18 protein-coding genes are annotated in these 16,546 nt (G+C 56.0%); 9 read left to right on the top strand and 9 right to left on the bottom strand.

Annotated elements, in window-relative coordinates:
- Positions 1 to 89: 89 nt before the first annotated feature.
- Positions 90 to 1,217 (bottom strand): glycine cleavage system aminomethyltransferase GcvT, encoded by a 1,128-nt coding sequence (gene gcvT, locus NFC81_RS02005; RefSeq protein WP_304995865.1) that lies wholly within the window; start codon positions 1,215 to 1,217, stop codon positions 90 to 92.
- A gap of 393 nt (positions 1,218 to 1,610) precedes the next feature.
- Entirely contained in the window at positions 1,611 to 2,249 is a 639-nt protein-coding gene (locus tag NFC81_RS02000) for an XRE family transcriptional regulator (RefSeq protein ID WP_304995864.1), read from the bottom strand.
- 339 nt (positions 2,250 to 2,588) lie between these two features.
- Here NFC81_RS02000 and gcvH point away from each other — a divergent pair, with 339 nt between their 5' ends.
- Together gcvH and gcvP are read left to right on the top strand one after the other, a co-directional pair.
- Entirely contained in the window at positions 2,589 to 2,975 is a 387-nt protein-coding gene (gene gcvH, locus NFC81_RS01995; RefSeq protein ID WP_304995863.1) for a glycine cleavage system protein GcvH, read from the top strand.
- Between the two features lie 22 nt (positions 2,976 to 2,997).
- On the top strand, positions 2,998 to 5,868 hold the full coding sequence (gcvP, locus tag NFC81_RS01990; protein WP_304995862.1) for an aminomethyl-transferring glycine dehydrogenase: 2,871 nt from the start codon (positions 2,998 to 3,000) through the stop codon (positions 5,866 to 5,868).
- Between the two features lie 57 nt (positions 5,869 to 5,925).
- Here gcvP and NFC81_RS01985 read toward each other — a convergent pair whose 3' ends face one another.
- Both NFC81_RS01985 and NFC81_RS01980 read right to left on the bottom strand, forming a co-directional pair.
- On the bottom strand, positions 5,926 to 6,345 hold the full coding sequence (locus NFC81_RS01985; protein ID WP_304995861.1) for an MAPEG family protein: 420 nt from the start codon (positions 6,343 to 6,345) through the stop codon (positions 5,926 to 5,928).
- 28 nt (positions 6,346 to 6,373) lie between these two features.
- Complete coding sequence (locus NFC81_RS01980; RefSeq protein WP_304995860.1) at positions 6,374 to 6,631, bottom strand: Rho-binding antiterminator; 258 nt, start codon at positions 6,629 to 6,631, stop codon at positions 6,374 to 6,376.
- Positions 6,632 to 6,751: 120 nt separating this feature from the next.
- Between NFC81_RS01980 and NFC81_RS01975 the strand changes: the two genes are divergently transcribed.
- A complete protein-coding gene (locus tag NFC81_RS01975) occupies positions 6,752 to 7,888 on the top strand; it encodes a hypothetical protein (RefSeq protein WP_304995859.1) in 1,137 nt (378 codons plus the stop codon).
- Here the strand turns inward: NFC81_RS01975 and NFC81_RS01970 are convergent.
- Complete coding sequence (locus NFC81_RS01970; protein WP_304995858.1) at positions 7,860 to 8,081, bottom strand: cysteine-rich CWC family protein; 222 nt, start codon at positions 8,079 to 8,081, stop codon at positions 7,860 to 7,862. The two genes, NFC81_RS01975 and NFC81_RS01970, sit on opposite strands and share 29 nt — an antisense overlap.
- 94 nt (positions 8,082 to 8,175) lie before the next feature.
- On the opposite strand from NFC81_RS01970, the gene NFC81_RS01965 reads away from it, so the two are divergent.
- Entirely contained in the window at positions 8,176 to 9,129 is a 954-nt protein-coding gene (locus NFC81_RS01965; protein WP_304995857.1) for a LysR family transcriptional regulator, read from the top strand.
- Between the two features lie 24 nt (positions 9,130 to 9,153).
- On the opposite strand, the gene NFC81_RS01960 is transcribed toward NFC81_RS01965, so the two are convergent.
- The 3 genes from NFC81_RS01960 to NFC81_RS01950 form a co-directional block, all read right to left on the bottom strand.
- On the bottom strand, positions 9,154 to 9,957 hold the full coding sequence (locus NFC81_RS01960; RefSeq protein WP_304995856.1) for a hypothetical protein: 804 nt from the start codon (positions 9,955 to 9,957) through the stop codon (positions 9,154 to 9,156).
- Positions 9,958 to 10,114: 157 nt separating this feature from the next.
- Positions 10,115 to 10,393: a hypothetical protein gene (locus NFC81_RS01955; protein ID WP_304995855.1), complete on the bottom strand. Its 279-nt coding sequence runs from the start codon at positions 10,391 to 10,393 to the stop codon at positions 10,115 to 10,117.
- Between the two features lie 159 nt (positions 10,394 to 10,552).
- Positions 10,553 to 11,107, bottom strand: coding sequence for an NAD(P)H-dependent oxidoreductase (locus NFC81_RS01950; RefSeq protein ID WP_304995854.1), 555 nt, complete (start codon positions 11,105 to 11,107; stop codon positions 10,553 to 10,555).
- Positions 11,108 to 11,229: 122 nt separating this feature from the next.
- On the opposite strand from NFC81_RS01950, the gene NFC81_RS01945 reads away from it, so the two are divergent.
- Positions 11,230 to 12,117, top strand: coding sequence for a LysR family transcriptional regulator (locus NFC81_RS01945; RefSeq protein ID WP_304995853.1), 888 nt, complete (start codon positions 11,230 to 11,232; stop codon positions 12,115 to 12,117).
- 73 nt (positions 12,118 to 12,190) lie between these two features.
- Here the strand turns inward: NFC81_RS01945 and NFC81_RS01940 are convergent, their stop codons facing one another.
- Positions 12,191 to 13,108: a YihY/virulence factor BrkB family protein gene (locus NFC81_RS01940; RefSeq protein ID WP_304995852.1), complete on the bottom strand. Its 918-nt coding sequence runs from the start codon at positions 13,106 to 13,108 to the stop codon at positions 12,191 to 12,193.
- Positions 13,109 to 13,332: 224 nt separating this feature from the next.
- Here NFC81_RS01940 and NFC81_RS01935 point away from each other — a divergent pair, with 224 nt between their 5' ends.
- From NFC81_RS01935 to NFC81_RS01920, 4 genes are read left to right on the top strand one after another with little or no spacing between them, the layout of a single operon-like run.
- Entirely contained in the window at positions 13,333 to 14,097 is a 765-nt protein-coding gene (locus tag NFC81_RS01935; RefSeq protein ID WP_304995851.1) for a transporter substrate-binding domain-containing protein, read from the top strand.
- 32 nt (positions 14,098 to 14,129) lie between these two features.
- Positions 14,130 to 14,897: a 5-oxoprolinase subunit PxpA gene (locus NFC81_RS01930; RefSeq protein ID WP_304997002.1), complete on the top strand. Its 768-nt coding sequence runs from the start codon at positions 14,130 to 14,132 to the stop codon at positions 14,895 to 14,897.
- Positions 14,894 to 15,583, top strand: coding sequence for a 5-oxoprolinase subunit PxpB (gene pxpB, locus NFC81_RS01925; RefSeq protein ID WP_304995850.1), 690 nt, complete (start codon positions 14,894 to 14,896; stop codon positions 15,581 to 15,583). The genes NFC81_RS01930 and pxpB overlap by 4 nt, the downstream gene beginning before the upstream one ends.
- Positions 15,580 to 16,524 carry a biotin-dependent carboxyltransferase family protein gene (locus NFC81_RS01920; protein WP_304995849.1) on the top strand — a complete coding sequence of 315 codons (945 nt, stop codon included), beginning with the start codon at positions 15,580 to 15,582 and terminating at the stop codon, positions 16,522 to 16,524. Before pxpB ends, NFC81_RS01920 begins: the two co-directional genes overlap by 4 nt.
- Positions 16,525 to 16,546: the final 22 nt, after the last annotated feature.

Here is a 16,546-nt window from a genome sequence, read left to right as displayed (position 1 = left end):
CATTCTACCTTGGAATGCCGAGTTTTTCACCTGACAGTCGCCGCACTATTGACGGCGACTGATCGCGAGGTTTGCTCTGCCCGGGAAACTTATCCTCTGTAATACCGCTGCGGCACAAACGGCATGGCGCTCACCGTCATCGGCAGTTTCTTTCCGCGCACATCGGCGAAGACTTCCGTCTCCAATGCACTGTGCGGGGTCAGCACATAACCCATGGCCACGGCGGCTTCGGCGCTGGGACCAAAGGTGCCACTGGTCACCACGCCAATTTTATTACCTTCTGCATCGAACAGTTCAGCGCCTTCGCGCACCGGCGCACGCCCTTGGCCTTTCAAGCCCACGCGCTTGCGCGTCCAGCTCTTGTTGGCGATCTGATCCAGAATCACGGTGGCGCCTAAGAAACCTCCAGGGCGTTCGCCATCGGCACGGCGCGCTTTGGAAATGGCCCAAATCAGGCTGGCTTCCAATGGCGTGGTCGTGGCGTTCATGTCGTGCCCGTACAGGCAAAGACCCGCTTCAAGGCGCAATGAATCGCGTGCGCCCAAGCCAATAAACTCTACTTCGCTTTCATTCAACATCAAACGGCACAGGCGCACGGCGTCGCTGTTCGGGATGGAAATTTCATAGCCATCTTCGCCGGTATAGCCGCTGCGAGAAACGTAGCAGTCGACCCCGTCGAGTTTAATTTTCTGGTTGTCCATAAATACCATGGACGCCACATCAGGATTCAAGCGGCTCAGCACTTCCGCCGCTTTAGGGCCTTGCAACGCCACCAAGGCGCGGTCTTCCAACACCTCAAGCTGGACGCTGGCAGACAGGTGTTGACGCAGATGCGCGATGTCCTGCGTTTTGCAGGCCGCGTTGACCACCATATAATAGCCTGCATCCCCGTAGTTGGTAACCATCAAGTCATCTAAAATGCCGCCTTCCGGGCTGGTCAGCAGCGCATAACGCTGCTTGCCCACGGGCAGATCAATCACATCAATCGGCAACAGCTTTTCCAGCTCGGCTGCGACATTATCGCCCGTCAACCACAACTGGCCCATATGAGACACATCGAACAGCCCCGCTGCAGCGCGCGTATGCAGGTGCTCTTGCTTGACACCCAAAGGGTACTGAACCGGCATGGAATAGCCTGCGAAAGGCACCATACGGGCACCGAGTTCAATATGAAGATCGTTCAGAGGGGTGGTAAGCAGCGCAGTCTGTTCGGTCATGGAGATCACCTTATGCTGGGGTGTTTAATTTTTGCCCATGATGCACCAAGTCCATCGTGTTTCCAATAGGAAACTTCGTCCGAAGTCCATGCTAACTGCTTTCTTATGTATCAGGCAAAACCCGTAGAGGCGAAAATATGGCTAGGCAAGAATCCCCGCCATGAACAGATTCCTTTAGATAAGTTGGAATGGCGTGGCTCTGACTTAAAGCGTCACGAGCGAAATACTAGCAAGGCAAAAATGACCACGAAACCAGGGAAGATATGAACAAGGAAAACCCGAAGAGGCGAAAATCTGGCTAGGCAAAAATCCCCGCAATGAGCGACGTTCACATCGAGTAAACGAGCGAATTAAGGGGATTTTTAACAACGCCAGATTGAGTAAAAGCGGGTTTTAAGCAGTGACCCATAGGACGAAGGCATCTTGTTCGCTGGTCGATACCAACGCATGCCCCATGCTGCAATCGTAATACGCTGAATCCCCCGCAAACAGTTCGATGGGCTCATAGAACTCGGTATACAGCAGTATTGACCCGTCCAAGACATACAGAAACTCCTCGCCTTCGTGCCGCACCCAACCACCAAAAGCGGCGAAATCACGGGCGTGCACGCGCGTCCGGAACGGAATCATTTTCTTGTGCGTCAGTTGCGTGGCCAGCAACTCATGCTCATACGTTGGCGTAGGGTGGGGCTTGCCTTCGCCGCTGCGCGTGATGTCACGACGGCCACCGGCGCTGGGGCCGGAGCTGGGCTGGCTGAACAACTGCGGCACGTCGATATTGAGGCCGCGCACGAGCTTGGTCACCACGCTGAACGTCGGTGATATCTGCTCGTTTTCAATTTTTGACAGAGTAGACCGCGCCAAGCCCGTCAACTTCGCGGCCTCTTCCAACGTGAGCTTTTGATTCAGTCGAATCGCACGCACGCGTTCGCCCAGCTTTAACGGCTCTACCGTGGCTTCTACACCACCTTCGCGCTCTACCGTGAGCGGCTCTTTGCGCTGATCGCGCAGAAACTGCGGTTCTTCGGGCATTATCTAAACTCTTTCTTTTGCAATTCGATAGGCACGGATTACAAGTTCGGTAGGCCTTTTCGGGGACGCCGTGAATCCATCCATGGAGGCTCACTGCCGCCATCCATGGCGGCAAATGCCCCTGCAAAGGCCTACCGAACTTGCTCACCGCGCCCAGCAACACTTCAACATTGGCAAAGAAGCCACTGAATTATTCCAGACCAGTACATCATACGCCATTGGGAACAAATTTAGCTTATGTTTCCGATAAGAAATTTTTGTTGATCGACTGCACCCAGCTTGCTAGGCTCGCGCCATTATCAACCTGCCCCTCATTCATAACAAATACAGGACAATTTTATGTCTAACGCACCGGCTGACCGCAAATACACCGCGACCCACGAATGGCTAAAAGCCGACACCGACGGTGTCTATCTGATGGGCATTACCGACCACGCGCAAGAACTGCTGGGCGACATCGTATTTGTTGAACTGCCCGAAGAAGGCCGCGAAGTCGCCGCCGGTGAAGAAATTGCCGTCATTGAATCCGTAAAAGCCGCGTCTGACATCTATGCCCCGGTGGCCGGCACCATCGTTGCCGTGAACGAAGCCCTGACTGACAGCCCGGACACCGTCAATGACGACGCCCACTCCGCCGGTTGGATTCTGCGTTTGCAGCCCAGCAATGCGGCCGATGTCGATGCCCTGTTGAGCGCCGACGACTATACTCAATCACTGGCCGACTGATAGCATTTTTGGGAGACTCCTCATGAGTACAGGCAACACCACGCAAAAACCTCTGGCCGACCTCGTTAGCCACAGTTTCACCGAACGCCATGTGGGCCCGTCCGCCGATGAACAGCACGCCATGCTGCAAACACTCGGTGCGGAGTCACTCGATGGACTCATGATGCAAGTCGTCCCTGCGGCCATCCGCCTCAGCCACGACCTCCCAATGGATGCTGGCTTATCTGAAACCGATGCGCTGGAAGAACTGAAAGCACTGGCGCAGCAAAACCAAGTGCTTAAGAGCTACATCGGCCAAGGCTATTACCCAACCCGTATGCCAGCGGTCATTCAGCGCAACGTACTAGAAAACCCCGCTTGGTACACTGCCTATACGCCTTACCAGCCGGAAATCTCGCAGGGCCGTCTTGAGTCTCTGTTGAACTACCAACAAGTGGTGATGGACCTCACCGGCATGCCGTTGGCAAACGCCTCCCTGTTGGATGAAGCAACCGCGGCAGCAGAAGCCATGGCGCTGTGTAAGCGTGGCAACGCACGCAACAAGAGCGAAGTGTTCTTCGTGGCCGATACCGTGCACCCGCAAACATTGGACGTGTTGCGCACGCGCGCTCACTATTTTGGTTGGGAGTTGGTGGTTGCTCCGGCCGAGAAAATCAGCCATTACCAGCCGTTTGGTGCACTGTTCCAGTACCCGGACACCGAAGGCACAGTGAGCGACTTGGCTGCCCTGATCAAAGCCGCACAAGACCAAGGTGCCATGGTGGCGGTGGCCACAGACTTGTTGGCGATGTTGTTACTGCGCTCGCCCGGTGAACTGGGTGCCGATATTGTCTTCGGTTCAGCACAACGTTTCGGTGTACCCATGGGTTATGGTGGTCCGCACGCGGCCTTCTTTGCCGCCAAAGATGACCTGAAACGCCAAGTACCGGGTCGCATCATCGGCGTATCGAAAGACCGCCACGGTGACACGGCCTTGCGCATGGCCATGCAAACCCGCGAACAACACATTCGCCGTGAAAAGGCGACGTCCAACATTTGTACCGCGCAGGCTCTGCTGGCGAACTTAGCGGCCTTCTATGCTGTGTACCATGGACCCGACGGTCTGCGCACCATCGCTGAACGTGTACACCGCTTAACCAGTATTCTGGCGCGTGGTTTGAAGCTGGGGGGCGTGACCACCAACAGCACCTATTTTGATACTCTGACTTTTGCCGCGGACGCCGGACTGCACGAACGGGCCGTGCGCGCAGGCTGCAACTTGCGCCGCTTTGACGATGGTCGTGCCGGTGTCAGTTTCGATGAAACCACCACCAAAGATGACGTCATGCAGCTGCTGGATCTGATTCTGGGCGAAGGCCACGGCTTGTCCGTCAGCGCTCTAGACAGCGAATTGATGCAGAGCGGTGAAACCGGCATTCCCGCAGCGTGGCGGCGCACCGATGCGGTGCTGACGCACCCGGTCTTCAACAGTTACCACAGCGAAACCGAAATGCTGCGCTACATTCGCCGCTTGGAAAATCGTGACTACTCCTTGGTGCACGGCATGATCCCGCTGGGTTCCTGCACCATGAAGTTGAATGCGACCGCTGAGATGATTCCGGTCAGTTGGCCGGAATTCGCCAACATGCACCCCTTTGCGCCGGTCGAGCAAGCCAAGGGCTATCAGATCATGTTGCAAGAACTGGAGCAGCAACTCATCGCCGTGACCGGTTACGATGCATTTTCCTTACAACCGAACTCCGGTGCCCAGGGCGAATACGCCGGTTTGCTGGCCATTCGTCGCTACCAAGCGGCCAAGGGTGAAGGCGAGCGCGACATCTGCTTGATCCCGGCCTCGGCGCACGGCACCAACCCAGCGACTGCTGCGATGATGGGTTTGAAGGTCGTCATCGTGAACTGCGACGATTCAGGCAACGTGGACCTCGACGACCTGCGCGCCAAATCGGTAGCGGCGGGTGACAAGTTGTCGGCCTGTATGATCACCTACCCCTCCACGCACGGCGTGTTTGAAGAAGGCGTATCGGAGCTGTGTAAGATCATTCACGAGCACGGCGGCCAAGTGTACCTCGACGGTGCCAACCTGAACGCGCAAGTGGGTTTAACCCACCCGGCGCTGATCGGCTCCGACGTATCGCACCTGAACCTGCACAAAACCTTCGCCATTCCACACGGTGGCGGCGGCCCTGGCATGGGCCCCATCGGCGTGCGGTCGCACCTTGCTCCTTACTTGCCCGGTCACAGTGTGAACGGCAACGGCGCGGGTGCGGTGTCGGCAGCACCTTTTGGTTCGGCCAGTATTTTACCCATCACGTGGATGTATAACCGCATGCTGGGCAAAGACGGCTTGAAGCGCTCAACCGAGGTCGCCATTCTAAACGCCAACTACATTGCGGACGCACTGGCCGATGACTACGAGATTCTGTATCGCGGCACCAAGGGTCGCGTAGCGCACGAGTGCATCCTCGACATTCGCCCCTTGAAAGCCGCCAGCGGTATTTCGGAAGAAGACATCGCCAAGCGTTTGATGGACTACGGCTTCCACGCGCCGACCATGTCATTCCCCGTACCTGGCACCTTGATGGTGGAGCCGACGGAATCGGAATCACAAGCTGAGCTGGATCGCTTTATTGAAGCCATGAAGGGTATTCGGCAGGAAATCGCGCGCGTGCAAAGCGGCGAGTGGCCAGCGGACAACAACCCGTTGGTCAATGCCCCGCACACGCAGTTCGATCTGGTGAAGGAATGGGACTATCCGTACAGCCGTGAAACCGCTGTATTCCCGTCCAGCGCCACTCGAGCAGCGAAGTTCTGGCCTGCGGTCAGCCGTGTCGACAACGTGTTCGGCGACCGTAACTTTGTGTGCAGTTGCCCGAGCACAGAAGAATACCGCTAAGCGGTGTACGCTAGAATTAAGGGCGCCCAGCAGTCATGTTGGGCGCCCTTAATTCGGTTAGAGCAAGGTAAGCTGCCAGCCCAGCATGCCCGCTAAGATAATCAACACCAGCATACCTGCAGTAAACACCTTCATGCGCATAGGCACGCGATTCGTCGTCACATGAATCACCGCATGTGCTACTCGCAAACCGACATACAGCCATGCCAGCGCAATCACCACGGTGTCTACCGCACCCAGCATGAACAACGCCACGGCTAAAATGTAAAACAACACCGGCGTTTCAAACTGGTTGTTGATGTTGTTGCCTACCTGCACCACGCTGTCCGGCCATGCGTTGTTGTTCAGTTTCACCGCCTTCAGATCAATACCACCGGCTTTTAAAGCCTGCGCTTTCCGCCAGCCCAACAGTCCGAACATGCTGATGGTCAGCAGTACTTGCGCCAGCACGGGCCAAAAAATCAAATGAGTGTGCATCGTTGTCTTTCCCTATCATTATTGTGTCTCAATGAAATGTCACGCTACCAAACAATGCTTTGGATGTCTGCACACGCATACTGCCCAGATCTTGTAAGGCAATGCGCCGCAGTTCGCCGGCACAGCGAAACAATAAAAACTCTTCACCGTTTTGTGCGCTGGTCGTCACGCAACGTCCAACTAATTGTTCGCCATTACGCAAGCTCAGTATGACCTGATACTCAAAGGTACAGGCGATTTCCAAGTAATCATGCAGTTCACAGTTCAGATGAAACGCGTGCGCCATGGCCAGTTCTCGCTCCCTAATGTCGTTAAGCAGCAAAGGGGGTTTAATATCAGCACCCAATCATGAAAGACTATAGGTAATGACCCTTGCTCTTACTACTTTAATTCACGGCCAATGACTATGCGACGTCATCCTCTGCTAGCAGGATTCCTTGCCGTGCTCTGCCTTTGGGCACTGCTCTCGAGTAACACTGCGGCGCAAACAAACTCCGCCGAGCCGGACGCACCGGCTCCGGCGCCATTGAATGACTGGCAGGACGTTATCAGGCAAAGCCCGTACTGGGTCAGCCAGGGTATGCACAGCAACCTGTTAACCATCCGCCGCTGGGTATTGAATGGCGAAGCTTTCTGTGAAAATCCTAATCGTCATGTATTCTTTGATCGCCGCGCTGCCTTTCTCGGCTACATCATTAACAGCGAAGACCGCGTCGAAACACAAGCCCGCCTGAACGATCAACGCCAACAATGGGCCAGCAACGCACGAGTAGATAACTGGTCAGCGGGCGAAGATGGCCGTGCGGGCTACCCCTTCGCCTTAAATTGCAACCAACCCGATGCACGCTTGCAAGAATCACTGGCGCGCTACACGGGCAGCGACGAATCAGCCCGGCTCTGGGGTACATGGGACGGCTTGGCATTGGGCACCGAGGCTGAGCCTATTAGCCTGCACGACGCCATTCGCCAAACATATGAATACTGGGTCGAGCGCGGACGCATCAGCATGCCACCGGAAGTGCTGAGTACACTGGCGGGCAAAACCATTATTGAAAGTGGTGGCTTGCGCGAGTCGCATTCCGCCGCTGGCGCGCGCGGCATCATGCAGTTGTCACCCGCTGCCTTGAGCGATTGCGAACTGGCCGAGCGCTTTTATTTCCATCGTATGGCGCAGATCGATTGCGCTCTTCGTTTACTGGAACAAAACCACCGTAATCTGTACCCGACCTTTGACGCAACCTTTGGGCACCTGCCGGAAGACAAAGCCGATACGCTTTACAGCCTGTTATTGATTCAAGCCTATCATGGCGGAGTGCGGCGCATTCAGCGCCTGATGACGGATGAAGCACTCAGTGGTGCTGCCCAATATTTTGTCCGCCATCATGAGCGCTTCACCGCCGAGGATATTGCCTTGGGGATGGTCTACCACAACCTCGGGCGCGACCAGTTTGGCTTCGCCTCACTGTATTACGTCACGGACGTGAGCATTGCCAAAGAATTTGCCTGTGCCGCGGTTACTGATCTGGCCGGGTGTCCACGTTAGCGCTCTCTTTGGTCGCACAGCGCTTGCATAGGCACGCTTGTTGGCGCAGATGCTCAGGTATTTTCGCCAATGCATCCGGGTCAATGACAACCTCGGTGCACCAGCATGGCGTGTCGAAGCTGCCCGAGGCCGCCGGAGCACAAGCGTTCGGTTCGCCACACACGGGACAATGAAGATTGGGCAAGGGTTCCATAAGGACTCCATAGTCTGAGTTCATGGTATTGTGGCTGACGTGCTCTTACTATGCCATGCTAGCCTCGTCCGATCACAGCCAAGGAAACGATGTTATGGATCAACTGCGTTCTCTGCGTATCTACGTAGAGGTAGTGGCGGCGGGTAGTTTCGCTGGTGCGGCCCGCACGTTAAACATAGCTCCACCCATCGTCACCAAGGCTGTTTCTGAACTGGAAACCGCGCTCGGCGCTCGCTTGCTGAACCGTACGACGCGGCGTTTAGCACTGACTGACATTGGCGAACGCTACGTGCAACGGGCGCGACAGATACTGGCCGATCTGGACGAAGCCGATGCCATGGTCACCGAGTCACACCAAGCACCCTCCGGTACTGTGCGTGTGCTCTGCCCACCCGCTTTCGCGGCGCATGAATTGGTTAAATACCTGCCCGCGTTTTATCAGCAGTTTCCAGCCGTGCAGCTTGCCGTCACCACCCGACCTACGGTGACCACGCTGAATGACCAGTTTGACCTGTCCATTATCTCGCTGCCACAACCGCTGACCAAAGGTGAGTTCATCGCCCGCCCGTTGGGCAAAGCCACGTTTGTGCTGTGTGCCTCCCCCGGTTACCTGGCGCGTCACGGCACACCCGCCACTCCGGCTGACTTGCAACGTCACAATGGCTTACTGCCCGCGGTCAACGCCGTGCGCAAAGAGCTGACGCTTTACCGTCAGTCTGCGATACTCCAAGAGCTGCCCGAATCGCAAGAGCCGACGACCGTGCCTATTCCAACACAGCAGGCGCTGCTCGCAACCGGGCATCTGGATTTATTGTTCAACGCTGCGGTTGCCGGGCTCGGCATTACCGGCCTGCCCTCCTTTATGGCGCAAGGCGCTTTGGCCGACGGCCGCTTACAGCCTGTGCTGCCCGAATGGCACGCCGGTGCCTTGCATCTGTACGCGGCCATTCCTACTCGGCAGTTTGTGCCCGCCAATACCCGTGCGTTTTTGGACTTCCTCGTGGCAATCTATCAAGACGCGCAAGAAGACCCTTGGCTCCCTTACTGATCCTATCTGCTTGATGCTGTCTTATTAATCGAGGGGCAGCAATGTCTCGTATTCAACCCGTGCGTCCAAGGCTTTCAACTTGTCGGTACGGTTGTCCTTTGGAGGCACGCGACCTTCGAAACGCACCAGTTGCCGAGTTTGCGCATCAAACATCAGGTGCATGGACGGCACGACTAACCGCACCAATAAGCTGGTCGGGGTCACGCTGAACACCATCAGCCCCTCCGTCACCCCTTCGGCTCGAATGGTGAAGCCGTAGGTCGCCATGTCCTGCAACACGATAAAGCGCACAGATTGCTTATCGCTGCTGACCACCTCGTCCCAATGGTGATGAATGTAGCCAAACAATGAAGGCCCTGAGACTAAGGGCAACGAAAGCCGCTCGGTTTTTTGCCGTTCACGGCCGTTTTCCAGCACATTGAATGTCAGCGTGCCCGCCGCAGAATCTACCGTGGCAGTGCCACTGACAATGCCTTGGTAGTCCGTAATGGCTACTTGCCGCACATCATACGCCGATGATGTCCAAACGGCTTCCGACTGCATCAGCGTGCCTGCCCGGTCATACGTGCGGTGTGTGGCGACCCTATCCCGACCAACGGTTAACACATGACGTTCGTAATGAAACAACGGGGCTTCGTCGAGGGCATCAAGGGGGTAGGTGCTGCCCCGATAAACCAGCGTGCCGGCAGCGACGGGTTGCTCGTTCACACGCGCCAGCTCAACATTAAGAGACACAGTATGGCCATAGGTAGCACACGCCAGAATCAACAGCGGTGCCACACACATAATCCGCTTAGGGCGTGAACTGGTGCGGCGAGCGATCTTCATTGGATGATTCCTTACGATGACGGGTAGAAGAAATTAATGCATCGCCATCGTAAGTCACATCCGTGCACCGACACAGCCGCCGGTTGTTAATGCACTCTTAGGAAAAATAGGGGTAATGACATCCAGTCCCGCCATGAATCGGGCTAGCAGGCATTTCTCAGATCACGTCTTTGGACTCCACCGGCACCAAACGACTGAACATATTGCACAGCAAACCAAAACCCAGACCAATGGGCAGATAATACGCAATGCCCCAATGTTCCGGTGCCAGCCAAATCATGCCCACTAAGGGAATACCCACCACCATCGCCACAGCCGCAGGAATTTGAGCGCGATAATGTTTGTCGCACTGCTTACATTGCTTCGCCACCCATGACGAGAAAATGCGTTCAACACTGAACAGGGGAATGGGGCGATGACAATGGGGGCACTGCATGATGGATCCTCTTCTTTTTATAGCCGGACGGTTAAGTAGACCGACTATAGAGGCGCGGCATGGGCGGATCAATCCCACTTGAGTCTTAGATCCCTTGCTAAGCTTTAAAACTCATAAAAAAAGGCGCCGTAGCGCCTTTCTAAACCACACCAGCAGATACTAGCGCAGTGTTTTCATAGCGGTCGTCCAAGGTACCAACTGGTCCAACATCGCGTTCAAAGAATCAACGTGCTGGGCAGCGGGTTTGAACACGCTGAAGTTTTCGAAGTCGGTGAACAATGACAGTTGAACCTGGTTGCGCACGTGCGCCAACTGCAGTTCAGAAGCGATTTGACGCATGTGCTCCACGGCACGCACACCGCCCGCTGAACCGTAACCCACAAAGCCCGCGGCTTTGTTGTTGAATTCCTGGTTCAGGTAATCCAACGCGTTTTTCAATGCACCGGTGATGCTGTGGTTGTACTCAGCGGTGACAAAAATGTAACCGTCGTATTTAGCAATGGCAGCAGACCATTTCTTGGTGTGCTCTTGGCTGTATTGGGCGTATGCTGCAGGCATGCCTTCATCCAGCACGGGTAGGTTGAAGTCAGCAATGTCCACCAGTTCAAAATTGGCATCTGTACGCTTGCTGGCGTTTTCCAACACCCAGTTAGCAACGGCGATGTTGTTACGACCGGGACGTGTACTGCCAGTGACAACGGCGATGTTCAGCATAGTATTCTCCTGTGGAAAGGCCCGATTGGCCATTCGAAATTAGTTTCGTGAGCACAGTATGAAGACTACTCACAGGCAATCAACTGCATTAATATTGACGATTCATTTCTTATTGAGAAACCATGAGTATGGATACGTTGCACAGCATGCGGGTATTGGTGGCCGTGGTGGACAACCACAGCTTTGCGCAAGCGGCCGAACAGCTGAACATGTCTAAGGCCATGGTCAGCAAGCACGTGATGAACCTGGAAAGCCGCTTAGGGGCGCGCCTTTTGAACCGCAACAGCCGCAACCTCAGCGTGACGGAGCCAGGACAGATCTATCTAGAACGCTGCCGTACCATGCTGGAAGAGCTGGATGAAGTGGAAGCCACCATCAGTCGGGCAACGGTTACACCGCGCGGCACCATCCGCATGACCGCCCCCATGTGGCTCGCCACCGACTACTTCACTGGCTTGCTGCGAGAGTTTCGTGCGCTGTATCCGGACGTGCTGTTCGACATCGACATCAGTGGGCGCTTCGTTGACATCGTCGAAGAAGGCTTTGATCTGGCACTGCGAGCCAGTCGCACCCTACAACCGCACCTGATTGCTCGCCCTTTGATGCCGATTCAATTCCACTTGGTGGCTGCACCGAGCTATTTGACTCAGCGCGGCTCTCCAACGCACCCCAGTGAACTGGCCACGCACGATATGCTGAGCTATTCACTGGTGAAAAATGCGGAACTGACGCTGACCGGGCCGGACGGCGAGGTGACGGTGGCTCTAAAACCGGTACTGCAATCGAACAATGAATCGCTGCTGCTCGCCTCGGCGCTCAACGGCATGGGCATTACCATCATTCCCGGCGGCTTGGCAGACCGGGAAATCGAGTTAGGCAATCTACTGCGCATCCTACCCGCTTACTGCCCGCAAGAAAGCCGCCTCTACGCGGTGTATACCAGTCGGCGCTATTTGTCGGCGAAGGTGCGTACCTTCATAGACTTTCTGTCCGACCGCATGAATCTGTAGGGAGCATATAAAAAACCCCTTTTCTCAAGCCTCTGAGGTTTTTAGATGCTCCCTGTAGGCTACTCATAAAAGATTACAGCAACTGACGCGTTACCAACGCAGCGCCGTGCGTGGGACGAATAACCCGACCGCGCGCTTCAAGCTGCGCGCGCGAAAAGGCCGCACCGAACAGCAGAATCAAGGCCGAGTAATGCACCCACATCAACAGCAGCACCAAGGAACCGGCCGCGCCGTAAGCCGAGGCAATGGCGGTATTCGTCAGGTAGCGCGCCATCAGATAACGCCCCAGGATGAATAAGACGGCGGTCAAAAGCCCCGCCGGTAACACGTCGAACCAGCGCAGACGTACATCCGGCAACACCTTGAAAATGGCCGCAAACAACAAACTGATCACCAAGACCGAGCCAATGAGGTCAGCCCCGATCACCGCGCGTGGCGACAGCGAAACCCATTGGTCCGCATAAGACAGTACCGCCTGCACAGCGACACTCAACACCAGCGACACCAAGAGCAAAAAGCCAATCGACAACACCACCGTCAACGAAAGCAGACGCTGTTTCAGATACAACAGAACGCCGCTGCGATTCGGCTTAGGGACCACATCCCAGATGGCGTTCAGAGATTGCTGCATCTGTGCGAACACCGTGGTAGCACCAACCACAATAGCCACCAAACCGATCAGCGTGGGTGCAAGGCCACCGCGATCCAGCTGAGCATTCATCACGGCATCTTCCACCAACTGGCCCGCGTCCGCACCGATCAACGCCGAAACATATTCCATCAAACGACCTTCGGCCGCCGATTCCCCCAGTACCATGCCAGTGATGGTGACGACGACAATTAAGACCGGCGCTATAGAAAACACGGTAAAAAAAGCCAGGGCCGCCGCGTGAATGAACGCCTTGGTTTCCAGCCAGTTCTTCCCCGCTGAGCGCAACAAATCGACCCAGTAGGTGAGCCACGGAGGCAGAGTGTCGAATGATGGCAGCATATGAGAACCGTGACTGGGATGATGTTGATGATTGTAATCTGGACCACACGCACCTTAGCACTTTTGCGCTCAGGCGTCTCACCGGTAAACGGCGCCGCCCAGCAGGCTCAGTTTACCCATAGAGAACACGCCAGCATAGGTTAATAGTGGCAGGACGCCACTTAGTGGCGTATATTCGACTATGAGGTGTTCGACAATAACGACAAAAAAGGCTCCGACATCTGATGTGCTTGTGCAAAATCAACAGCACGCGCGTGCTCTGTTTATTGGCTGCGCTACTGACCTTCTCCTTGAATTCGACGGCCGATGCCACCACTGACCGCTCGTCTGAATTGCCATTCTTTGCCATTGCCGATGTGTGGCCTTGGGGCTACGACGATGACGGTCAACCGGCTGGATTGTTGGTCACTCTTACCGATAGGCTATTACTTGAAGCGGAGCTTGAAGCCCGCGTCGAACTCCGACCGCACTTGCGGGCCATTAACGGGATTGCCGATGGCACCGCTGACTTTGCTTATTTGTTTGCCGACCCCACCCTCAATCCCGACGCCATCAGCCTGGGCATCATCATTGAGTCGTTCACCCTGTTGACGGTATTGGCCGTGCCCGCTCAGGGCACCCCCGAGTTGGACGATTTCGTCGGGCGGAGAGTAGGCTTTATTCGCGGCACCTATTACGGCGAAGTCTTCGCCGAATTTGATGCGATAAAAATCCCTGCTGAAGACGGCGCGCATGCCCTGCAGTTATTGCAGCGCGGCAGGGTAGACGCCATCGTGACCACCGACCAAGCAGTTTACAATGCCGCCCAACGTTTAGGCATCACAGCCGACCAATTTCATTCCAGCGTGATTACACGTACGCAAGTCGGCCACCTCTACCTATCACATCTCAGCCCCTATCAACCTTATGCTGAGCCTCTGCGTCAAGCGCTGGATCGACTGCGCGAAGCGGGCTTTTTACAGCAGTTGTTTAACCTTCCACACCTCTGATCAGCAGGCATCCCGACGCCCAATACGGTATGATGCCTACTCCATTGCGGGGAGAATCGATCGTGAAACTGAACTGTGATTTAGGTGAAAGCTTTGGCGCTTGGACCATGGGCCAGGACGCTGATGTCATGCCATACATCGATCAAGCCAACATCGCTTGTGGCTTTCATGCCTCAGACCCAGTCACTATGCATCGTACCCTTGCGCTGGCAGCACAGCACAAGATCAGCGTGGGGGCTCATCCGGCGTACCCGGATTTAGTCGGTTTCGGTCGGCGCTCAATGGCGTTGTCCGCTGAAGAAGTCAAAACCCTTATATGGTATCAGGTCGGCGCGCTGCAGGGCTTGGCTCGTATCCACGGCATCACCGTCGATCACATTAAACCGCACGGCGCATTGAACAATGACATGATGGCCGACCCTGAGCTGCTGCATACGGTTATGCTCGCGATTGCCACCTACGATGACCAATGCCCACTGATGATTCCAGTGACCTGTGATCATGCATCCCATCGCGCCATGGCCCAGGAAGTCGGCATAACGCTGATCCTGGAAGCTTTTGCCGATCGTGCTTATGACGATACCGGTCGCTTGCTCTCACGACGCGAGCAGGGTGCGGTACTGCACGACCCGGAAGACATAGTCGCACAAGCGCTGAGCTTTACCCACAAGCAGGGTATTGAGTCGGCCAGCGGGCGCTGGCTGGATTTACCCGCCGACAGTCTCTGCGTGCACGGTGACAATGCCGAGGCACTCGCTGCAGTAGCCGCCATTCGACAGGCGCTGGGGGTCGGTGAGTGAAGGCGGCTTCCGTTGCTGAGAATGCGGTAATGCTGACCTTCGGTAATCGTGTTGACGCCCAGTTAACACCGCACATCATGGCGTTGACGCAACTGATTGAAACAGAATTGGTTCCGGCCGTGGTGGACCTCACGCCGTCGTACACCACGCTGTTGGTTACCTACGACGTGCTGTGTATCGATGAGGCATCCCTTGTTGAGCGCATACACCGATTGCACGCGCAACTGACCGATGGCAGCCTTGTCACGGTGCCCGGGCGGCACATCGACATTCCCGTTTGGTATGACCCCCAAGTAGGGCTCGACCTGCTCTCATTGGCCAACGCTCGTGGACTCAGTGTCAGCGAAGTGATCGAGCGGCATACCCGGCCGGTCTATCAAGTGTATGCCTTGGGCTTCGCCCCCGGCTTCGGCTTTTTGGGCGAAGTCGACCCGGCCCTTGCCACGCCGCGCAAAGCTACCCCACGCACGCAAGTACCCGCAGGCAGTGTGGCGATTGCCGACCGACAGACCGCCGTCTACCCGCGCTGCTCACCCGGCGGCTGGCAAATCGTCGGGCGTACGGCAAAAAAACTGTTTGATCATGAGGCACCAGACTCGATGGCAGCAACCCTGCAAGTCGGCGACCGCGTTCGTTTTATGGCGATCACCGAAGCTGAGTTCCTGGCTCAAGGCGGAGTACCATGAGTCTGCTGGTCCAACAAGCTGGTGCCCTGGCCTTACTTCAAGACACCGGGCGCGTGCTCGGTGGCAAGTACGGGTTAACAGCCGGTGGTGCCGCTGACCTGCATGCACACCACTGGGCCAATCGGCTGCTTGGCAATCCGGCGACAGCGGCCACGGTAGAAGTCACCATCGGCCTGTTCAGTGTCACCTTTACGCAGCCCACCACCATCGCAGTAACCGGAGCCGACTTGGGCCTTCGCCTCAATGGACAACCACACCGACACTGGTGTTCTCTGCATGTTGGTCCGGACGACGAGCTCTCGTTTCAGCACCCACAACAGGGCGCAGCCTCTGGCTTGCGCGCTTACTTAGCTGTGTCAGAAGGCTTTATGACACCGCAGCGTTTTGGCAGTCGGTCCGTGGTGGTACGCGAAGGCATTGGAGGAATCAACGGCGCCGCGCTGCAGAGCAGTGATGTATTGCCTTACCGCCCTATGTCACGCAAGGTATTGCATCAGGTGCCCCCGCAGTTCATTCCTGACTATGCGGCACCTTTAACCTTGCGGGTGGTTGCGGGGTATCAATACGAGCAATTCTCGGCGTCAGCGCAGCACCAGCTTTGTTCCGCCCCCTACCGCCTCACCGATCAGCTCGACCGCATGGGCTATCGCCTACAAGGCCCGGCTGTATCGCCACCGGCACAGGGGCTCATCTCGGAAGGCATTGCCTTGGGCAGTGTACAGATCCCGCCCGATGGGCAGCCTATTATTTTATTGCAAGACCGCCAGACCATCGGTGGCTATCCAAAGATTGGCTGTGTGAGTGCGCTGGATTGTTACCGCTTGAGTCAACGCGGCCCCGGTGCCGAAGTGTCCTTTGCGTGGGCCCACCTGCCAACAATACAAACAGAGCGCCGCGAATTTGAGCGTTTCTTTCGCATGCCATTTTCGCCAAACAACTGAGCGCCTATTTGTGCTAGCAAGG

It is taken from the genome of Salinispirillum sp. LH 10-3-1, from assembly GCF_030643825.1.
Lineage (GTDB): Bacteria > Pseudomonadota > Gammaproteobacteria > Pseudomonadales > Natronospirillaceae > Salinispirillum.
The sequence above is the reverse complement of the archived record's forward strand: the minus strand, read 5'-3'. Positions and strand labels throughout refer to the sequence as shown.